This is a genomic window from Candidatus Palauibacter polyketidifaciens, from assembly GCF_947581785.1.
Lineage (GTDB): Bacteria > Gemmatimonadota > Gemmatimonadetes > Palauibacterales > Palauibacteraceae > Palauibacter > Palauibacter polyketidifaciens.
The window spans coordinates 1-16,768 of the sequence record NZ_CANPVO010000012.1 but is presented as its reverse complement, the minus strand read 5'-3'; the positions used below and the strand labels follow the sequence as shown (position 1 = coordinate 16,768).

General features: G+C 68.8%; 17 protein-coding genes and 1 riboswitch. Of the genes, 15 read left to right on the top strand and 2 right to left on the bottom strand.

Translation table 11 applies throughout. The annotated features are described in order from the left end of the window. Nucleotides 1-119: 119 nt before the first annotated feature. A complete protein-coding gene (locus tag RN729_RS02090; RefSeq protein WP_310781975.1) occupies nt 120-1,061 on the bottom strand; it encodes a DUF58 domain-containing protein in 942 nt (313 codons plus the stop codon). 85 nt (nt 1,062-1,146) lie between these two features. Between RN729_RS02090 and RN729_RS02085 the strand changes: the two genes are divergently transcribed. The 11 genes from RN729_RS02085 to RN729_RS02035 all read left to right on the top strand — a co-directional run bounded on the left by RN729_RS02085 (nt 1,147) and on the right by RN729_RS02035 (nt 12,873). Beyond that, nucleotides 1,147-2,637, top strand: a complete 1,491-nt coding sequence (locus tag RN729_RS02085; RefSeq protein WP_310781974.1) for a M28 family peptidase — start codon at nt 1,147-1,149, stop codon at nt 2,635-2,637. An 88-nt stretch (nt 2,638-2,725) separates the two neighbouring features. Then, a complete protein-coding gene (locus RN729_RS02080; RefSeq protein WP_310781973.1) occupies nt 2,726-3,262 on the top strand; it encodes a YtxH domain-containing protein in 537 nt (178 codons plus the stop codon). A gap of 3 nt (nt 3,263-3,265) precedes the next feature. After that, complete coding sequence (gene smpB, locus RN729_RS02075) at nt 3,266-3,739, top strand: SsrA-binding protein SmpB (RefSeq protein ID WP_310781972.1); 474 nt, start codon at nt 3,266-3,268, stop codon at nt 3,737-3,739. Continuing rightward, complete coding sequence (locus RN729_RS02070) at nt 3,729-4,988, top strand: N-acetylmuramoyl-L-alanine amidase (RefSeq protein ID WP_310781971.1); 1,260 nt, start codon at nt 3,729-3,731, stop codon at nt 4,986-4,988. Before smpB ends, RN729_RS02070 begins: the two co-directional genes overlap by 11 nt. A 20-nt stretch (nt 4,989-5,008) precedes the next feature. After that, nucleotides 5,009-5,794 (top strand): hypothetical protein, encoded by a 786-nt coding sequence (locus RN729_RS02065; RefSeq protein WP_310781970.1) that lies wholly within the window; start codon nt 5,009-5,011, stop codon nt 5,792-5,794. Further along, complete coding sequence (locus RN729_RS02060; RefSeq protein WP_310781969.1) at nt 5,740-6,756, top strand: dihydroorotate dehydrogenase; 1,017 nt, start codon at nt 5,740-5,742, stop codon at nt 6,754-6,756. The genes RN729_RS02065 and RN729_RS02060 overlap by 55 nt, the downstream gene beginning before the upstream one ends. Continuing rightward, nucleotides 6,756-8,237 carry an RNase adapter RapZ gene (locus RN729_RS02055; RefSeq protein WP_310781968.1) on the top strand — a complete coding sequence of 494 codons (1,482 nt, stop codon included), beginning with the start codon at nt 6,756-6,758 and terminating at the stop codon, nt 8,235-8,237. Before RN729_RS02060 ends, RN729_RS02055 begins: the two co-directional genes overlap by 1 nt. Nucleotides 8,238-8,268: 31 nt before the next feature. Beyond that, nucleotides 8,269-9,093, top strand: coding sequence for a sugar phosphate nucleotidyltransferase (locus tag RN729_RS02050; RefSeq protein WP_310782006.1), 825 nt, complete (start codon nt 8,269-8,271; stop codon nt 9,091-9,093). Continuing rightward, nucleotides 9,090-10,097, top strand: coding sequence for an NAD(P)H-quinone oxidoreductase (locus RN729_RS02045; RefSeq protein WP_310781967.1), 1,008 nt, complete (start codon nt 9,090-9,092; stop codon nt 10,095-10,097). The genes RN729_RS02050 and RN729_RS02045 overlap by 4 nt, the downstream gene beginning before the upstream one ends. A 340-nt stretch (nt 10,098-10,437) precedes the next feature. Next, nucleotides 10,438-11,895: a Fic family protein gene (locus RN729_RS02040; RefSeq protein WP_310781966.1), complete on the top strand. Its 1,458-nt coding sequence runs from the start codon at nt 10,438-10,440 to the stop codon at nt 11,893-11,895. A 198-nt stretch (nt 11,896-12,093) separates the two neighbouring features. Further along, nucleotides 12,094-12,873 carry a hypothetical protein gene (locus RN729_RS02035; protein WP_310781965.1) on the top strand — a complete coding sequence of 260 codons (780 nt, stop codon included), beginning with the start codon at nt 12,094-12,096 and terminating at the stop codon, nt 12,871-12,873. Between the two features lie 72 nt (nt 12,874-12,945). On the opposite strand, the gene RN729_RS02030 is transcribed toward RN729_RS02035, so the two are convergent. Further along, nucleotides 12,946-13,275: a ubiquitin-like small modifier protein 1 gene (locus RN729_RS02030; RefSeq protein ID WP_310781964.1), complete on the bottom strand. Its 330-nt coding sequence runs from the start codon at nt 13,273-13,275 to the stop codon at nt 12,946-12,948. 97 nt (nt 13,276-13,372) lie between these two features. Between RN729_RS02030 and RN729_RS02025 the strand changes: the two genes are divergently transcribed. The 4 genes from RN729_RS02025 to RN729_RS02010 all read left to right on the top strand — a co-directional run. Further along, on the top strand, nt 13,373-14,107 hold the full coding sequence (locus RN729_RS02025) for a DUF72 domain-containing protein (RefSeq protein ID WP_310781963.1): 735 nt from the start codon (nt 13,373-13,375) through the stop codon (nt 14,105-14,107). Continuing rightward, a complete protein-coding gene (locus RN729_RS02020) occupies nt 14,104-14,898 on the top strand; it encodes a rhomboid family intramembrane serine protease (protein WP_310781962.1) in 795 nt (264 codons plus the stop codon). Before RN729_RS02025 ends, RN729_RS02020 begins: the two co-directional genes overlap by 4 nt. Before the next feature lie 13 nt (nt 14,899-14,911). After that, nucleotides 14,912-15,994: a 3-isopropylmalate dehydrogenase gene (gene leuB, locus RN729_RS02015; protein WP_310781961.1), complete on the top strand. Its 1,083-nt coding sequence runs from the start codon at nt 14,912-14,914 to the stop codon at nt 15,992-15,994. 14 nt (nt 15,995-16,008) lie between these two features. Then, a riboswitch (TPP riboswitch) is annotated at nt 16,009-16,107 on the top strand. Nucleotides 16,108-16,326: 219 nt separating this feature from the next. Beyond that, the coding region (locus RN729_RS02010; protein ID WP_343218885.1) for a phosphomethylpyrimidine synthase ThiC at nt 16,327-16,768 on the top strand (442 nt) is incomplete at its 3' end.

Here is a 16,768-nt window from a genome sequence, read left to right as displayed (position 1 = left end):
CCGCGGCGTTGCTCCTCCTCGAAATGGTGCCACCATTCCTCGTCGGAGCGCCTTGCGGAATCCGGCGCCTCGGCACTCTCGGTAGCTCGCGTATTCCTGGGACACGACACTAGCTCCCGTCATCCGCCGGCCCGCCTGCGCATGAACTGCCGCAGCGCGAGCCCGAGGGGCGTGTCCGTCGTGAGGAGCGCGTAGTCGGCCCCCCAGCGCAGCGCCTCCTTGCGCCAGCCGTCGACCGCCGCCTCGACCGCCTCCCGGTACTGCCTTCGGAGCGCCGCGGAGTTCGCGCCGAGCTCCTCGCCGGTCTCGGGGTCGAAGAAGATCGCCTCCCCCTCCGCGGGAAGTTCCCGCTCGCCGGGGTCCATGATGTGGAACAGGATCACCTCATGGCCGCGGTGCCGGAGATAGCGCAGCGACAGCCGCGTCGTCTCAGGGTCCACGAGCAGGTCCGAGATGAGCACGACGAGGCCCCGCCGCTGAAGCCGCCCCGCGATCTCCTTGAGCGCGGAGCCCGCGTCGGTCCGGCCATCGGCGGAGAGGCGCGTGAGTTCGCCCAGCAGCCGGCGCCAGTGGCGGCGCGTGGTGCGTGGCGCCAGGTGCGCCCGCAGCGCCTCGTCGAAGGCGATGAGCCCCGTCGCGTCTCCCTGCTGCACGAGGAGCAGCGAAAGCGAGGCCGCAAGCAGCCTCGCGTAGGCAAGCTTGGTCGGAAAGCGCTCCTCGTCCGACACCCAGCCCATCGACCGGCTCACGTCGACGAGGAGGTAGGCCCGCAGGTTCGTCTCCTCCTCGTATTGCTTGATGAAGAGGCGGTCCGTCCTCGCGTAGGCCTTCCAGTCCAGGTAGCGGAGATCGTCGCCGTGATTGTAGGGGCGATCCTCGGCGAACTCGGCGGAGAAGCCGCGCTTCGGCGAGTCGTGGAGCCCGATGAGAAACCCCTCGACGATATGGCGCGCCACGAGTTCGAGGTGCGAAAGCCCCACGATCTCGCGCGGACTCGCGAGGTCGAGGCGCTGCCGGGAAGCTTCGAGAGCGGAGGTGAGAGTTGCGGTGCCTTCGGTCATCGGAAAAGACTAGCTCCACGTGGCGGAGCCCCGCCACACGTCGCGGACTCGCCTTCGGTCGAACGTCTCTCCGGGAAGAAAGCCGATGAAAAGGAAGCTGCCGGGAATCACGCCGACCCTGGCGGGCGCGCGGCCCGCCGCGATGTGGGTCCCGCTGCTGGCTCTCGCGGCCTTCCCCGCGGGAATCTCCGCGCAGAACGAAGCCGGAGCGGCGACGATCACCGCGGACGACCTGCGGCTTCGCATCGGCGCCCTCGCGCACGACTCGATGCGCGGCCGGGCGACGCCGAGCCCGGAACTCGACAAGGCGGCGCGGCACATCGCCCGCCGTTTCGAGGAGTTTGGCCTCCAGCCGGCGGACGGCGACATCTATCTGCAGGAGTATCCGCTGACCGCTTCCCGAGCCGGCTCCCCCGGCCGGCAACTGCTCGACATCGCCGGTCCGGGCGGCGGCACGATCGACGTGTCCGACTACCTCGCCGTTCCCGGGGGCCGCGGCGAGGCCGCGGGTCCGCTCGCGATCGTCACGCCCGGCGCCGCGGACCCGCCCACCGGCGCCGTTGCGGTCATGCGGGTCACGCCCGAGGAGACTCGGCGAGGCCTCGAATCCGTCCGCGGTATCCTCGATGGCGGCGCGGTCGCCGTCCTGCTCGCGCTCGATGCGCCGGACGACTACTTCGCCGGCATCCGGCGCTTCTACGAGCGGGAGCGGCTGTCCGTCGGCATGCCGGAGGAACTCGGCGCCCCGGTGGCGCTCGTCCGGGCGCGTGCGCTCCCCGAGCCGCTGCGCGCGGCCCTCGCTTCCGGCGCGGGCACCAACGCCTACGAGGCGACGGTGCGTACACATTCCGTGTTCCGTGAGGAGAGGGCCTTCAACACGATCGGCTGGATCGAGGGTTCGGATCCCGACCTCCGCGGCGAGTTCGTCGTCTTCACGGCCCACATGGATCACGTGGGCGTGGGGCGGCCTGTCGACGGGGACTCCATCTACAACGGCGCCGATGACGACGCCTCCGGGACCGCGGCGATCATCGAACTCGCGCAGGCGTACGCATCTCTGGAAACGCCGCCGCGCCGCTCCCTCGTATTCCTGGCCGTGAGCGGGGAGGAGCGCGGACTTCTCGGCTCGGGGTGGTACGCCGAAAACCCGCTGTTTCCCCTCGGGGCGACGGTCGCCAACCTGAACATCGACATGATCGGACGAAACTGGCGCGACACCGTCGTGGCGATCGGCGCCGACGAGTCGACGCTCGGCACGACACTTCGCCAGACGCTGCGGGAGCACCCGGAGCTCGGGCTCGAGATGATCGACGACCCGTGGCCGGAGGAGAACTTCTATTTTCGCTCGGACCACTACAATTTTGCGCGGAAGGGCGTGCCCGTTCTCTTCTTCTTCACGGGCACGCACGAAGACTATCACGGTCCCAACGACGAACCGGACCGGATTCTGTACGACAAGACGGCGCGCATCACGCGTCTCATCTTTCATCTCGGGCATCGCATCGCCGACGCCGATGGGCGGCCCGAGTGGGATCCGGCGGCATACCGGCGGGTTGTAGAGGGAAGCGGCCGATAGGTTCGCCGAGTCCTCAGCGGTCGCCGGGCCGTCGGGAGCCGCCAGGCCGCCAGCTTTGGCCAGAGGCGCCATCAGGAGAGTGAGTGACATGTCGGAGCAGGAACAACAGCCGTACGTCGTCGTGGAACGCCGGGCGTCCGGGGTCGTCGCATTCCTCTGCGGCGCCCTCGTGGGTGCGGGCGTCGCGCTGCTCCTGGCGCCGAAATCCGGACGCGAGACGCAGGCCGACCTCAAGGAGGGAGCCCGCCGGTTGAGAGAAGGGACGGGCGAGCGGCTCACGGACCTCCGGGACACGCTCGGGGAACGCTACGACCGGACGCGCGATCGGGTGGAAACGCAGGTGGGGGCCTTCCGCCGGAACGTCGCCGACCGCCAGAAGAAGGCGGGAGAGGCGATCAAGGCGGGGAAGGACGCGGCCCGGCAGGCCCGCTCCGACCTCGAAGCGCGCGTCTCCGAGTCCAAGGAGGCCTACCGCGCGGCGCTGGCGGACGGCGAGGCTCCGGAGGACCACCCGGAGGACGGATCCGGGGATGGATCGGGAGACGGAACCGGCGACGAGGCGGGCGAAGCGCCGGAGGCCGATGAGAGCGCCGGAGACGCGGACGGCGGGGCGTCCCGGGAGTGAGCCGTGGGCGATCGCGATGGGGTCCGGGTCATCGCCCGCAACAGGAAGGCGCGCCACGACTACGAGGTGCTCGAACAGTTCGAGGCGGGACTCGTGCTGCGGGGCGCGGAGGTGAAGTCGCTCCGGGATGGGAAGGCGAGCTTCACGGACTCGTACGGGCGGATCGACGGTGGGGAGGCGTGGCTCCATAATCTCCACATTCCTCCGTACGACAAGGCGACGATCGACGCCCCCGACCCGGTGCGCCGGCGAAAGCTCCTGCTCAGGAGGCGGGAGATCGATCGCCTGCGCTCGAAGACGCGGGAGAGCGGGCTGACGCTCGTGCCGCTGGACATCCATTTTCGGCGCGGCTTCGCGAAGGTCACGCTGGGGCTGGCGCGGGGGAAGAAGCACCGGGACCGGCGGGAGGACCTGAAGAGGAAGACGATGCAGCGGGAGGCCGAGCGGGCGAAGAGGGAGGCGGCGCGTGGGGGTTGAACGGGGAGCCGGCGGCAAACGCGGCCGGGCCGGCGCGGGCGGGCGGATCGCGGTGGCAGCCGTCGTCGTTGCGCAGACCGCGCTTTCGGGAACCCTGGCGGCGGTCGACGCGCAGACGCCCCCGGAGACGGTTCAGGCGGAGGTCTCGGGCCGCACCGTGAGTCTCGCCGTCGCGCGACACCGGGCCTACCCCGCGGTCGATGCGGCGGATCTCGCCCTCGCCCTGGAGAGCGTCGTCGAGGACGTCACGTGGAACGGCGTCTTCCTTCGGGCCCGCCTCCACGGCGAAGAGGTCGCGTTCGAGGCGGAGTCTCCCTTCTTCCGACACGGAGGACGCACGGTGCAGCTTGCGAATCCGCCCTACGAGGAGGGCGGCGCCTTCTGGCTTCCGGCGGAGTTCGTCACTCGGTGGGTGTCGGAGGGACCGCCGCACGTCGCCGCCGTGTCCGAGGGATCCGAGGCGTCCGCCGCATCCCCGGCGTCTCCGTCCCCCCCGCCGCCGGCAGATCCGTTGCCGGCCCGCGTCGACCCGACGGCGCCGTGGCGCGTGATCATCGACCCGGGGCACGGCGGCCGGGATCCGGGAACGCTGGGCAGCGCGAGCTACGAGAAGGACATCGTGCTCGCGATCGCGAAACAACTGTACGGGGAGCTTGAAGGGCACGAGATGTTCGAGCCCTATCTGACCCGCGAGACGGACGTCTACGTGGACCTCGACGTGCGGTCGCAGTTCGCCGTGGACCGGGCCGGGGATCTCTTCGTCTCGATCCACGCCAACGCCGCGGCGGACGAGCGGGCGCGCGGGTTCGAGACCATCTTCCTCGGGCAGGCCCGCTCCGAGGAGGCGCGCGAGGTTGCGCTGCGGGAGAACCGGGGTCCCGAGGTGGATGACGCCCCGGGTTCGCCCTCCGACGTTCAGTTCATCCTCGCGGGAATGGACCGTAATGAGAATTATGCGGAGTCGCGGCTCTTCGCCGGGTTCGTGCAGAACTCGATCCGGAGCGTCCGGCGCGGCGAGGCCCCCGACCGCGGCGTCATACAGGGCCCGTGGTGGGTGCTCCTGGGGGCGCTTGTGCGCATGCCGTCGGTGATCGTCGAAGTCGGTTTTCTCTCGAACGATGAAGAGGAGCGCTACCTGAACGGCACGGAAGGACAGGAAGTGATCGCGCGGGCGATTGCGGAGGCGATCGTGGCATACCGTGAGGACGTACTGCGCCGGTACGCTCCCGCGCCGGAGCCGGGGTGCTGAGCGCCGGCGGCGGTGCGGCCGTGAGGCGCGCGGCGCCCGTGAGCCGGCGGGCGACGCTGCGCTTCGCGCGCCTCGTGGCCCGCGATACCTGGTGGCAGGAGTTCGACTGCCCGGACATCGCGGCTGCCTCGCTCCCCGGGCAGTTCGTCATGCTCGGCGTGGGGCTCGACGAGCCGGGGGCCTGGCTCCTCCCGCGTCCGTTCAGCGTCGGCTGGACGGGCCCCGGCGGAGAGGTCGGCATCCTCCTGCGCGCCTACGGACAGGGCACCCGGGCGCTCGCGAAGCTGGAGGTCGGCCAGACCGCCCTCCTCCTCGGCCCGCTGGGCCGCCCCTTCGACACGGAGGGCGCGGATGTCGAGTGCGTCGCAGGCGGCGTCGGGCTCGCCCCGTTCATCTTCCTCGCGGCGCGCGAGGCGGCCGCCGGGCGGCGCGTGCGGCTCATCTACGGAGAACGGGACGCCGGAGCCGTCTTCGACCCCGCGCTCATCGCCCGTCTCACGGATCACGACCCGGAGTTGTTCACGGAAGACGGGAGCGCTGGCCGGAAGGGGCTGGTGACCGCGGGCCTCGATCCCGCGTCCGGCGCGCTCCTCCTCGGCTGCGGTCCGACGCCGCTCCTGCGGGCGCTCGCGGCCTTCGCGCGCGAACACGGTCGCCGGCTCCAGGTCTCCGTGGAGGAGCACATGGGCTGCGGGATCGGCACCTGCCAGGGGTGCGTTGTGCGCGGGGCGGACGGACGCTGGGTGAAGGCGTGCATCGAGGGCTCCGTCTTCCCCGCGGAGGAACTCGACTGGGGGGCGATCTGACCCCGGCCGCGGCATCCCCGGGCCTCGTCCAGCGCGTCTTCGGGGCGGAGTTCCCGAGTCCCGTGCTCCTGGCGTCGGGTACGTGCGGCTACGGGCAGGAATACGCGGACCTCATCCCCCTCGACGAGATCGGGGGGCTCGTCACGAAGGCGGTGAGCCTCGAGCCGCGCCCCGGCAACCCGCCGCACCGCGTCGCGGAGACGCCGGGCGGAATGATCAACGCGATCGGACTCGAGAACCCCGGTCTGCACGGCTTCATCGCGGAGAAACTCCCCTGGCTGCGCGAGCACCTCAGCCGCGCGCAGGTGTTCGTGAACGTCGTCGGGCACTCGGCGGAGGACTTCGCCGCCGTCGTGAGCGGACTCGACGGGGAGGACGGCTTCCTCGGATACGAGATCAACGTCTCCTGCCCGAACGTGAAAGGCGGTACGATGTTCGGCACCGACGAAAGGGCGCTGGCCGACCTCGTGGCGCGGCTCCGCGGCTGCACGGAACGGCCGCTCGTAATCAAGCTCACGCCCAACGTCCCCGACGTGGGTGACTTCGCCCGCATCTGCGAGGAGGCGGGGGCCGACGGCCTGAGCGCGATCAACACCTTCCCCGGGATGGTCGTCGACATCTCGCGGCGAGAACCGCTCATCGGTAACCGGTCCGGCGGCGTGAGCGGGCCCGCGATCCTCCCCATGGGAGTGTACGCGACGTGGCGGGCGCGGCAGACGTGCGGGCTTCCGATCATGGGGATCGGGGGGATCCGCAACGCGGAGGATGCGTTGCAGTACGTCCTCGCCGGCGCCTGTCTCGTCCAGATCGGGACGGCTTCCTTCGTCGATCCGGGTGCGGCGGTGGCGGTTCACGAGGGGATGTCGGAGTACATGACGGCGAACGGGGTCGCGCGCCTGGAGGATCTCGTGGGCGCCCTTCAGGCCCGGCCGGGCAGGGGCCCCGCGATTCCGGCGGGCTGATGAGTCCCGGCAAGGCGCTGGTCGACCTCGCGTCGGCGCTCTTCGTCGAGTGGCGCGGCGAACCGCCGGTGGACATCCGCCCCGTCGCCTCGGACGGCTCCGCCCGCAGCTACTGGCGTCTCACCGCCGGTGACGGGGCATCCGCCGTGGGCGCCCACGGGCCCGACCCGATGGAGAACCGGGCCTTTCTCTCCTACTCCCGCACGTTGCGCGAACTCGGACTGCCCGTGCCGGAGGTGTACGGCGCGGAAGAGAAGTCCGGCGTGTGGCTCCTCGAAGATCTCGGAGACACGACCCTCTTCGACGCGATCAAGGAAGCGCGAGAGCCGGGATCCGACGCCCTCCCCGACGCCGTCCTCCCCCTCTACCGGCAGGTGCTCGAGATCCTGCCGCGCTTCCAGGTCGAGGGAGGGAAGCAGATCGACTTCCGGCGGGCCTATCCCCGGGCGGCGTTCGACCGGCAGTCCATCCTCTGGGACCTCAACTACTTCAAGTACCACTTCCTGAAGCTTGCGCACATCCCCTTCAACGAGGCGCACCTGGAGCGTGACTTTTTGCGGCTCGCGCGCCACCTGCTCGCCGGCGACCGGCCGTGGTTCCTGTACCGCGACCTCCAGTCCCGCAACGTGATGGTGCGGCAGGGGCCGGAGGGTCCGGAAGCCTGGTTCATCGACTACCAGGGCGGACGGCGCGGGGCGCTGCAGTACGACGTGGCGTCGCTTCTCTACGACTCGAAGGCGAATCTCGCGGACCGGCACCGGGAGGCGCTGCTCGATCACTACATCGGCGTCATCGAATCGCACGGGGTCGCCCGGCGCGAGGAGTTCCTCGAACTCTGGCCGGGGTACGTCCTCGTGCGTTTGCTGCAGGCGCTCGGGGCCTACGGCTACCGGGGATTCTTCGAGCGAAAGCCGCGCTTCCTGCAGAGCGTGCCCTACGCGGCGGAGAACCTGCGGGGGTTGCTCGAGGCGGGTCTGCCCGTGGACGTCCCCGAACTCGAGGGGGCGCTGCGCGCGATCGTCGAACGCTGGGGCCGCAGGGCTGAGCCGTCGGCTGTCGGGGGAGGACTGGAGGTGACGATCTCCAGCTTCCGGTATCCCGGCGGATATCCGGCGGACACGTCGGGGCATGGAGGAGGATACGTGTTCGACTGCCGCGGGCTCCCGAACCCGGGCCGCGAGGAAGCCTACCGCAACCTCACCGGTCTCGATGAAGAGACGATCGCCTTCATCGCGGCCCGGCCGGAAGCGCAGGAGTTCTGGGAACGGGTGCGGGGGATTGTGGACGCGCACATCGCGAACTACCTGGAGCGCGGGTTCCACAGCCTGAGCGTGAGTTTCGGGTGTACGGGCGGGCAGCACCGCTCGGTGTACATGGCGGAGCGGCTGCGCCGGCACCTGAGCGTGCGCTTCCCCGGCGTGCGCGTGGAGGTCACGCACCGGGAATCGGCGGACTGGCCCCGCCGTCCCGCGCGGGTCTGAGCCGGACGGCGGGGGCGGACCCGTGGAGGCGATGATCTTCGCGGCGGGCCGGGGACGCCGCCTGCGGCCGCTCACCGACGCGACCCCGAAGGCGCTCGTCGACTTCGGCGGCGTCCCTCTGCTGGAGCGCGTCGCCGGAAACCTCGTCGCGGCGGGCGCACACCGGCTGATCGTGAACGCGCACTATCTGGCCGGGCAGGTGGCGGCGTGGGCCGAGGCGTCGTCGCTGGGCGTCCCGGTGTTCGTGTCGCGGGAGGACGAGGAGTCGCCGGCTCCCATGGACACGAGCGGCGGGCTCTTCCACGCGCGGTCGCTGTTCGAGGCGCGGGAACCCTTCCTGCTCCACAACTGCGATGTCGTGACCGAGGTCGACCTTGCCGCGCTGTATCGGTCGCACCTCGACGGGGAGGCGCGGGATGGACGGCTGGCGACGCTCGCGATCGCGGAGCGGGAGACGTCGCGCCCCCTCCTGGTGGACGGGTGGGGCGTGTACGGGCGCGCGAACCGGGACGAGGGGTGGGAAGTCGTCGCGCGCGAGCCGTCGGGCGCGGATGAAGCGCGGGAGTGCGGCTTCTGCGGCATCCACGCGATCTCGCCGCGCGTGTTCGAACGCCACGCGGAAGGAGGCGTCTTCTCGATCATGGATTCGTACATGGACTGGATCGGAGATGGTGAGCACGTCGGGGTGTTCGACGCGACGGGGGCGGCGTGGTACGACATCGGGACGCCCGAGCGGCTGGAGGCGGCGCGGCGCGCCTTCGGGGCGAGCGCTTCGGCGGACGACGCTGCCGCGGCGGAGACGGCCCCTTCGGCCGCCACCGGTCGGCCGCCGCGCAAAGGAGGGCACGGCGTATGAGGGCGATCCGCGTCCGGGAGCCCGGCGGCCCGGAGGTTCTCGAACTCGTGGAACGGGAGGACCCGGTCGCGGGGGCGGGCGAGGTGCGGGTGCGCGTGCGTTGTGCGGGGATCAACCGGGCCGATCTCCTGCAGCGGATGGGCCGCTATCCGGCACCGGCGGGTGCTCCACCGGACATCCCGGGACTCGAGTTCGCCGGCGAAATCGAGGCGGTCGGGGCCGGCGTCGTCGGCTGGTCCGAGGGCGACTGCGTGATGGGCATTCTGGGCGGCGGCGGATACGGCGAGCGCGTGGCGGTGCCGGCCGGGCAGCTCCTGCCCGTCCCGCCGACGCTGAGCTGGACCGAGGCGGGGGCGATCCCGGAGGTCTTCCTCACCGCGGCCGACGCCCTCATCGAGCGTGGCCGTCTGTGCCCCGGCGACACCGTGCTCGTGCACACGGCCGGCGGCGGCGTGGGAACGGCCGCGCTTCAGCTTGCGCGCGCGAGCGGGGCGGGCGCGATCATCGCCACGGCGTCGGCGGCCAAGCTCGACCGCATCCGCGAAGCCGGACTGCCGTGCGACCTCGCCGTCGACCGCCGGGCCGGCTCCTTCGCCGACGAGGTCGCCCGCCACACCGACCGGGCCGGCGCCGACGTCATCCTCGACACCGTCGGCGCCCCCTACTGGGAGGCGAACATGGCGAGCCTCGCCACCCTCGGCCGCCTCGTCATCGTCGGCGTCATGGGCGGCATGAAGGTCGAGGCCAACCTCCGCACGCTGATGGGGAAGCGCGCGACCGTCGTCGGCACCGTCCTCCGCGCCCGCTCGAAGGCGGAGAAGGCGACCCTCACGGACATGTTCGCGACCCGCTTCCTCCCCGGCTTCACGGCGCCGGAGGGCGACCCCTCCCACCTCCGCCCCGTCATCGACCGCGTCTTCCCCCTCGCCGAGGCCGCCGAGGCCCACCGCTACGTCGAGTCCAACCAGTCGTTCGGCAAGGTCCTGCTCGACACCGACGCCTGAAGCTCAGAAGATCAGCCGCAGCTCACGGCGGGGCGCATCGCGATGTCGGTGCCGCTCACAACCGCGCCCGCCCGCCCGTATCAGGAACACCCCCTTCGTCCCCCATCATGCGGACGATACCGGTCCCGCCGTCTCGAAACCGCTACCCTGCGTATCGGATCCCGATCAAACGATGCTGTCACATTCTTTGCCGTGTCGCATTCGAGGGCGCAACGAGGCTATTTTCGGGAATCCGTAACGCCGCACCGCGATCATGGGTGAGGGCGGGGCGGGTCTCGCCGCCAGCGAGGCACCGGCTCCTATCACGTCAACGTTACGCCGACGCCGAAAGCGAGGAGAAATGACCGGCGACGTCATCGCCACCATCGACGCTCTCAGGGCCGATTTGGACCGGCTCCGACCCCTGCCCCCGGAGGTTACGGCCCGCGTTGCGCAGAAGATCAGGCTGGACTCCAACTACCACTCTAACGCCATCGAGGGCAATATCCTCACGTTGGGCGAAACGCGGAGCCTCATTCTTCACGGTCTCACGGCTCACGGAAAACCACTCCGCGACCATCTCGATATTGAAGGTCACGACGCTGCCTTCAAGACGATCGAGGATGCCGTCAAGCGCGGCGACGCGTTGAACGGCGTTTTCATCCGCCGACTTCACGAAGTGCTCCTTCGCGAACCATACGAAATGGAAGCGCTGACGCCGGACGGGCGACGCACGAAACGCCTCATTTCCGTGGGTCAATACAAGACTGCCCCCAACAACGTTCGAACGAGCACCGGAGAGATCCACTATTACACGCCGCCTGAGCAGGTGGCTGCGGAGATGCAGGATCTCATCGACTGGTATCGAGACCAAGAAGATTCCGGCGAGCATCCGATTGTGGTCGCAGCCACGTTCCACTACCGATTCGTGCGGATTCATCCGTTCGATGACGGAAACGGCCGCTTGGCGCGCCTCCTGATGAATATGATCCTCATCCGACACGGATATACCGTGGCTATCATCGAAACGACGAACCGAGATCGGTACATTCAAGAGATTGAACACGCTGCTCAAGCCAACACTCTCTCGCAATTCATAGAATTCATTGCATCTTCCTGTAAGTATTCGCTCAACCTACATCTCCGAGCCGCACGCGGAGAATCCATAGAAGATCCCCACGACATCGACAAGGAAATCGAGATCTTTAGGCAGACTGTGCGCCGTGAGGCCGGTGAGAACACGCCGTTTGACGGCAGGACATACTTCGACACAGTCATGCTCCCCCTCAGAAGGTACTGCGTGAAAAAACTCACCGCCTTCACCCCAGATGTCTTCGCCAAAGTGATCAAGGCATATGGGGAGGTGGCAGGCCAGGGGGACGACGGGAAACTGTTCACGCATTTGTGGGAGGATCTCGAGGTTGACGAGTTCCCGATTCCCATGGAGGTGCAGTACATACGCGGAAGATTCGAATACATAGTGAGTGATTTCTTGACAACAGAGACGGCCGTGAATGTCGAAGTCAACGGCGAATGTCGGAAGGATGCCAGCCGATGGGAATTTGTTGCCGACTTCGGCCCCCTCAGTTCGAGACGCACTATTGAGTATGACGGTAGTGACCTGGAGGAGTTGAAGAAGCAATTCAATGACCTGCTTCGGTGGATCATGGAAAGAACAAGAGGCGAATTCGAGCAGGTGCGACGGGAAGCGGGACGGAACGAGGAGGCGATTGAAGGGGACGGAGCCGAAGGGGGAGGAGTGGCTGGTCTACGCGGGTTGATTCGTCGGTGGTTTGGGGGTGGAGTTAGGTCGACCTAAGGTCGGGAGAGATGTTGGCGAGAGCGGCGTTGATCGCCGCACGGGCCTCGGGGGAGACGTCTCCCTCGAGAGTGATCGCGACGTCAAAGCCGAGTTCGGCGGTTGCGGCGTGGGCTAGGAGGGTCGATGCAGTTTCGGCGAGTTCCTGCCCAGTTATTGGCGGACGTGTCGGGCGGTCTCAGGTCCGTCTGACCCGAGTTGCTGGAGCGTGAGGTAAGGTTGGTGGGGCGGGAGTACACGGTATATGCCGATGAGAGTGCTACCGGAGAACGCTTTCTGGGCTTCGGTGCCTTGATCGGATCGACACGCGCGATGGCTCGAGCTGAAGTCGTACTCGCTGAATTCTGCGATGAGCGCGGCCTTGGGGAGCGTTCCTTGAGTTGGAAGTCGTGTTCACGCCGAGAACTGGACCGGTACTGCGATTTTGCAGCGCAGTTCGATCATCTCAACCTCGATTTTCGCGCGATGGTTGTTGACACTGCGACGTATCCACTCAAGCACCCGCCCAGCGGCGCGGCGACCGCCGAACAGGGATTCTACAAGTTTTGCTACTTCTTCCTCAGGAAGAGCCTTGCACTCGCCGTAACGGACCCGGGCGGATTTCGATTGGTGATTGGCGCCACGACGGATCAGTACGAGTTCAGCACGGAGGTTCTGGAGACCACCGTCGCCGGAGGGCTGCGATCTGAGTTTCGAGTCCCTCTCGAGCTGACACGCGTGCGGCCGAGCGATCCACGGGACAGCCGTTGTCATCAGTTGGCGGATGTACTTCTCGGCGCGGTCACGTATCGCTTCAACCGGACCACGCGCGATCCGCGAGGAACATCTCACAAGCGCGGTCTCTACGCAGCAGTTCGCTCGATGGTCGGGAGGGATTTGGACATCGACTTCCTCCCCCAAGAGTGCCCGTTCAACGTGTGGGGCTGGACACCGAAGGGGCGCCGCAGGTGGGTGTCCCGGTCACGTGGGACTGCCTAGCCGCCGGTCCCCGCATCGGCTGCCGTTCAATTGCTTCCGTGCGCGGCCGTCCAAGTCGTCCGTGGCTTGCGGTCAGCCGCCGCTTACGGCGGGGAGGACGACGACTTCGGCGCCGTTAGGCACGGGCGTGTCCAGGCCGCTCAGGAAGCGGATGTTCTCGCCGTCCACGAAGATGTTCACGTGAGGCCGCAGGCAGCCCCGGTCCGTGATCAGGCGGTCGCGGGCGCCGGGGTGGGCGGCGCCGAGGCCGGCCAGGATGTCGCTGACCGGGGCGGGCGCGCCGGGGACAGCGACCGTGGAGCGCCCGCCCGTGAACTCCGTCAGCGCGGCGGGCAGCGTGACGCGCACGAGGCCGGCGGCGGGCGTCCCGCTCGGCACGATCCGTTCCCTCGTTTCTCGCAAGTCGCTTCGCCACTGGAAACAGCCGGCGGCCAATGTACCATGCGGGCGCCTCCCGGGTGCGTTGGCCCGCCGACGGCAGGACCGTATCATCCGGCCCATGCAGGTCTGGATCGGCACGAGCGGCTACAGCTACCCCGCGTGGAAGGGCAGCTTCTACCCGGAGGATCTCCCCAACAAGGAGATGTTGTCCTTCTACGGCCGCCGGCTTCGGGCCGTCGAGATCAACAACACCTTCTACCGCATGCCGCGCGAGAGCGTGCTCGAGAACTGGGCGGACGCGGTGCCCGATGGATTCCGCTTCGCGCTCAAGGCTTCGCGCCGCATCACGCACTTCAAGCGGTTGCAGAACGCGGAGGAGGAAACGGAGTATCTCGTGCAGACGGCGTCGGTGATGGCGGATCGCGCGGGCGTCATCCTTTACCAGCTTCCGCCCAACTTCAAGCGGGACGATGAACGGCTCGCGCGTTTCGTGGACCAGCTTCCGAACCCCGGTACCTCCGCCTTCGAGTTCCGGCACGCCTCGTGGTTCGACGAGGCGGTGTTCGACATCCTCCGGGCCCGGAACTCCGCCCTTTGCCTCGCCGAAACGGATGATGGGGACGACGCGCCGCTCGTCGAGACGGCGGATTGGACCTACCTCCGGCTGCGCCGAAGCGCGTACTCGACGGAAGAGCTGGAGGCCTGGGCCGAGCGACTGCGCGCCTCCGGATGGGACCGGATCTACGCCTTCTTCAAGCACGAAGATGCCGGGGTCGGTCCCGCGCTCGCCGGCCAGTTCACGAAGATGACCGACGAGATGACGGCGAAGATGACGGAGGGGACGCACGCATGACCCGGGTCGTCGGCCAGTTGCTGCTCGTCAACATCCTCATGTACGTGCTCACGCGCGGCAATCCGGCCCTGTTCCGGGAGCTGTGGCTCGTCCCCGCACAGGTCCTGACCAAACCCTGGACGCTGCTCACCTACCAGTTCCTGCACGACCTGGGCGGCCTGTCCCACATCCTCTTCAACATGCTCGCGCTCTTCTTCTTCGGGCGGAAGCTCGAGATGCTCCTGGGATCGAAGAGCTTTCTCAAGCTCTATCTCACCGCGGGGTTCGCGGGGGCCCTGGTTCACATCCTGTGGACCCTGCTCGCGATGTCGCAGGGCGGTCTCCACGTGCCGATGGTCGGCGCATCGGCGGCCGTCTACGGCGTGCTCTTCGGCTACGCGAAATACTGGCCCCGCGACCGCGTGCTGCTCTGGATGGTCGTCCCGGTGCAGGTGCGCCACCTCGTGATCGGGTTGACGGTCCTCTCGCTGTGGCTGGGGCTGGGCGGCGCCGGCGGGGGCGTGGCGCACTTCGCGCACCTGGGCGGCTTCCTCGGCGGCTGGCTCTTTCTGAGGCTGCGGGCCACGCGCTCCGCGGCGGCGCAGTTTCGCAAGAAGGCCGAGAGTCCCGGCGTCCGCATGGGAGAGCGGGAGTTGAACGTGAAGTGGGGGCGCATCGAGCCGGGCGCCCTTCATCCCGTGAACCGGGCCGAGTACGAGCGCATCGCCGACAAGCTCAAGGCCGCGGGATGGTCCGCACTCACCGACCGCGAGCGCACGTTCGTCGAGCGATTCGGCGGAGGCTTCGGCTAGCGCCTCCAGCGGCATGGACGGACGCATCCTTTTCCTGCCCGGCGATGGGATCGGCCCCGAAGTCCTTCTCGAGGCGCGGCGCGTGCTGGAAGCCGTCGGCGGGATCTACGGCCACCGGTTCGACATCATCGAAGCCCCGATCGGTGACGGCGCGCTCGAGCGGTTCGGGGATCCCTTGCCGGAGGAAACCCGCGCGCTCGCCGTTGAGGTCGACGCCGTCCTCGTCGGAGCCGTTGGACTCGCGGTGCGCTCGGTGGATGGGACGGAGGTCGACGCCTCCCGGGGGCTGCTGGATCTGCGGCGCCTGCTTGGAAACCATGCGAACATCCGCCCCGTCTCCGTGCCCGAGGCGCTCGTGGGCCGGTCCCCTCTCCGTCCCGAGCGCGTCCGCGGCGTGGACCTCGTCGTCGTCCGCGAACTGCTCGGCGGCATCTACTACGGGCGTCCACGCGGCATCGAGGACGGCGTCGCCTTCGACACCGAGACCTACGCAGAGGAGGAGGTCCGGCGGATCTCCGTGTCGGCGTTCGAATTAGCGCGCACGCGGCGGAGGAAAGTGACGTCGATCGACAAGGCGAATGTCCTGGAGTCGTCGATCTTCTGGCGCCGGATCGCCGAGGAGGTCGCCCGCGATTATCCGGACGTCGAGTTCTCCAGCATGCTCGTGGACAATTGCGCGATGCAGTTGATCCAAGACCCGCGGCAGTTCGATGTCCTGCTGACCAGCAACATGTTCGGCGACATCCTGAGCGACGAGGCGGCCGTGCTCGTCGGGAGCCTGGGCATGCTGCCGTCGGCGAGCGTGGGCGGCGACACCGGTCTCTATGAGCCGGTCCACGGCGCGGCGCCCGACATCGCGGGGCGGGGGATCGCCAACCCCATCGGCGCGATCCTCTCCGTCGCCATGATGCTCGAACTCACCTTCGCGTTGCCGGAGGAGGCGGGCGCCGTGCAATCGGCCGTCAACCGGGTGCTCGAAGACGGATACGGAACGGCCGACCTCCACGCCGATGGCGGCCCGGCGGCGGTGTCGACGGCGCGGATGGGGGAGTTGATCGTCCGGGCCCTGCGCGCGGCGGGCGCGACGGGCCGGTGACCCCTATCTTTCCCGGCGGTCGCCGGGGGCATCCCGCTTGTGCGGGATTGAGAGCGTACCCCATGAACCTGATCCGGCTCATACCGGCGTAGGGAGCGCGGCCCGCGCGGGGTAACCTCCCGCCCGGCGTCGACCGTCCCCCATCCGGCGACGACGCGGGTGTGCCGGGGAGAACGACACCCGTCATGATCGAGCCCGACCCTGCCCTCGCGCCGGACCCCGCCCTCGCGCCGGACCCCGCCCTCGACCCCAGTCGGCCGGTTCCGTACGAAGGCGCCTTCCCCAACTCCACGCGGGTCTTCGTGGATGGCCCCGGCGGCCTTCGCGTCCCCATGCGGGAGATCGCGCTCTCCGGCGGCGAGCCGCCGCTGCGGGTCTACGACACGAGCGGTCCGGGCGGGTGCGATGTGCGCGGAGGCCTGCCGCTCCTGCGCGAAGCGTGGATCCAGGCCCGCGACGTGCGTTCGACCGGGCGCTCCGCCACCGTCGTCCGCGGGCCGCGGGACGCCGCCGCGGTACTGCCCTCGACCCTCGTCCGCGAGACCAGGCGGGGAAACGGCCCCGTCACGCAGATGCACTACGCGCGCCGGGGCGAGACCACGCCGGAGATGGCGTTCATCGCCGTGCGGGAGGGGATGGACCCGACCTTCGTGCGCGACGAGGTGGCGCGGGGGCGCGCCATCATCCCGGCCAACATCAACCACCCCGAGCTGGAGCCGATGATCATCGGGCGCGGCTTCAAGGTGAAGATCAACGCCAACATCGGGAACTCGG

Excerpts from the sequence above, each read along its gene's own strand:
- RN729_RS02090 (WP_310781975.1), bottom strand. The coding sequence starts at position 1,061 with ATGACCGAAGGCACCGCAACTCTCACCTCCGCTCTCGAAGCTTCCCGG.
- RN729_RS02085 (WP_310781974.1), top strand. The coding sequence starts at position 1,147 with ATGAAAAGGAAGCTGCCGGGAATCACGCCGACCCTGGCGGGCGCGCGG.
- RN729_RS02080 (WP_310781973.1), top strand. The coding sequence starts at position 2,726 with ATGTCGGAGCAGGAACAACAGCCGTACGTCGTCGTGGAACGCCGGGCG.
- RN729_RS02055 (WP_310781968.1), top strand. The coding sequence starts at position 6,756 with ATGAGTCCCGGCAAGGCGCTGGTCGACCTCGCGTCGGCGCTCTTCGTC.
- RN729_RS02050 (WP_310782006.1), top strand. The coding sequence starts at position 8,269 with ATGATCTTCGCGGCGGGCCGGGGACGCCGCCTGCGGCCGCTCACCGAC.
- RN729_RS02045 (WP_310781967.1), top strand. The coding sequence starts at position 9,090 with ATGAGGGCGATCCGCGTCCGGGAGCCCGGCGGCCCGGAGGTTCTCGAA.
- RN729_RS02040 (WP_310781966.1), top strand. The coding sequence starts at position 10,438 with ATGACCGGCGACGTCATCGCCACCATCGACGCTCTCAGGGCCGATTTG.
- RN729_RS02025 (WP_310781963.1), top strand. The coding sequence starts at position 13,373 with ATGCAGGTCTGGATCGGCACGAGCGGCTACAGCTACCCCGCGTGGAAG.
- RN729_RS02020 (WP_310781962.1), top strand. The coding sequence starts at position 14,104 with ATGACCCGGGTCGTCGGCCAGTTGCTGCTCGTCAACATCCTCATGTAC.
- leuB (WP_310781961.1), top strand. The coding sequence starts at position 14,912 with ATGGACGGACGCATCCTTTTCCTGCCCGGCGATGGGATCGGCCCCGAA.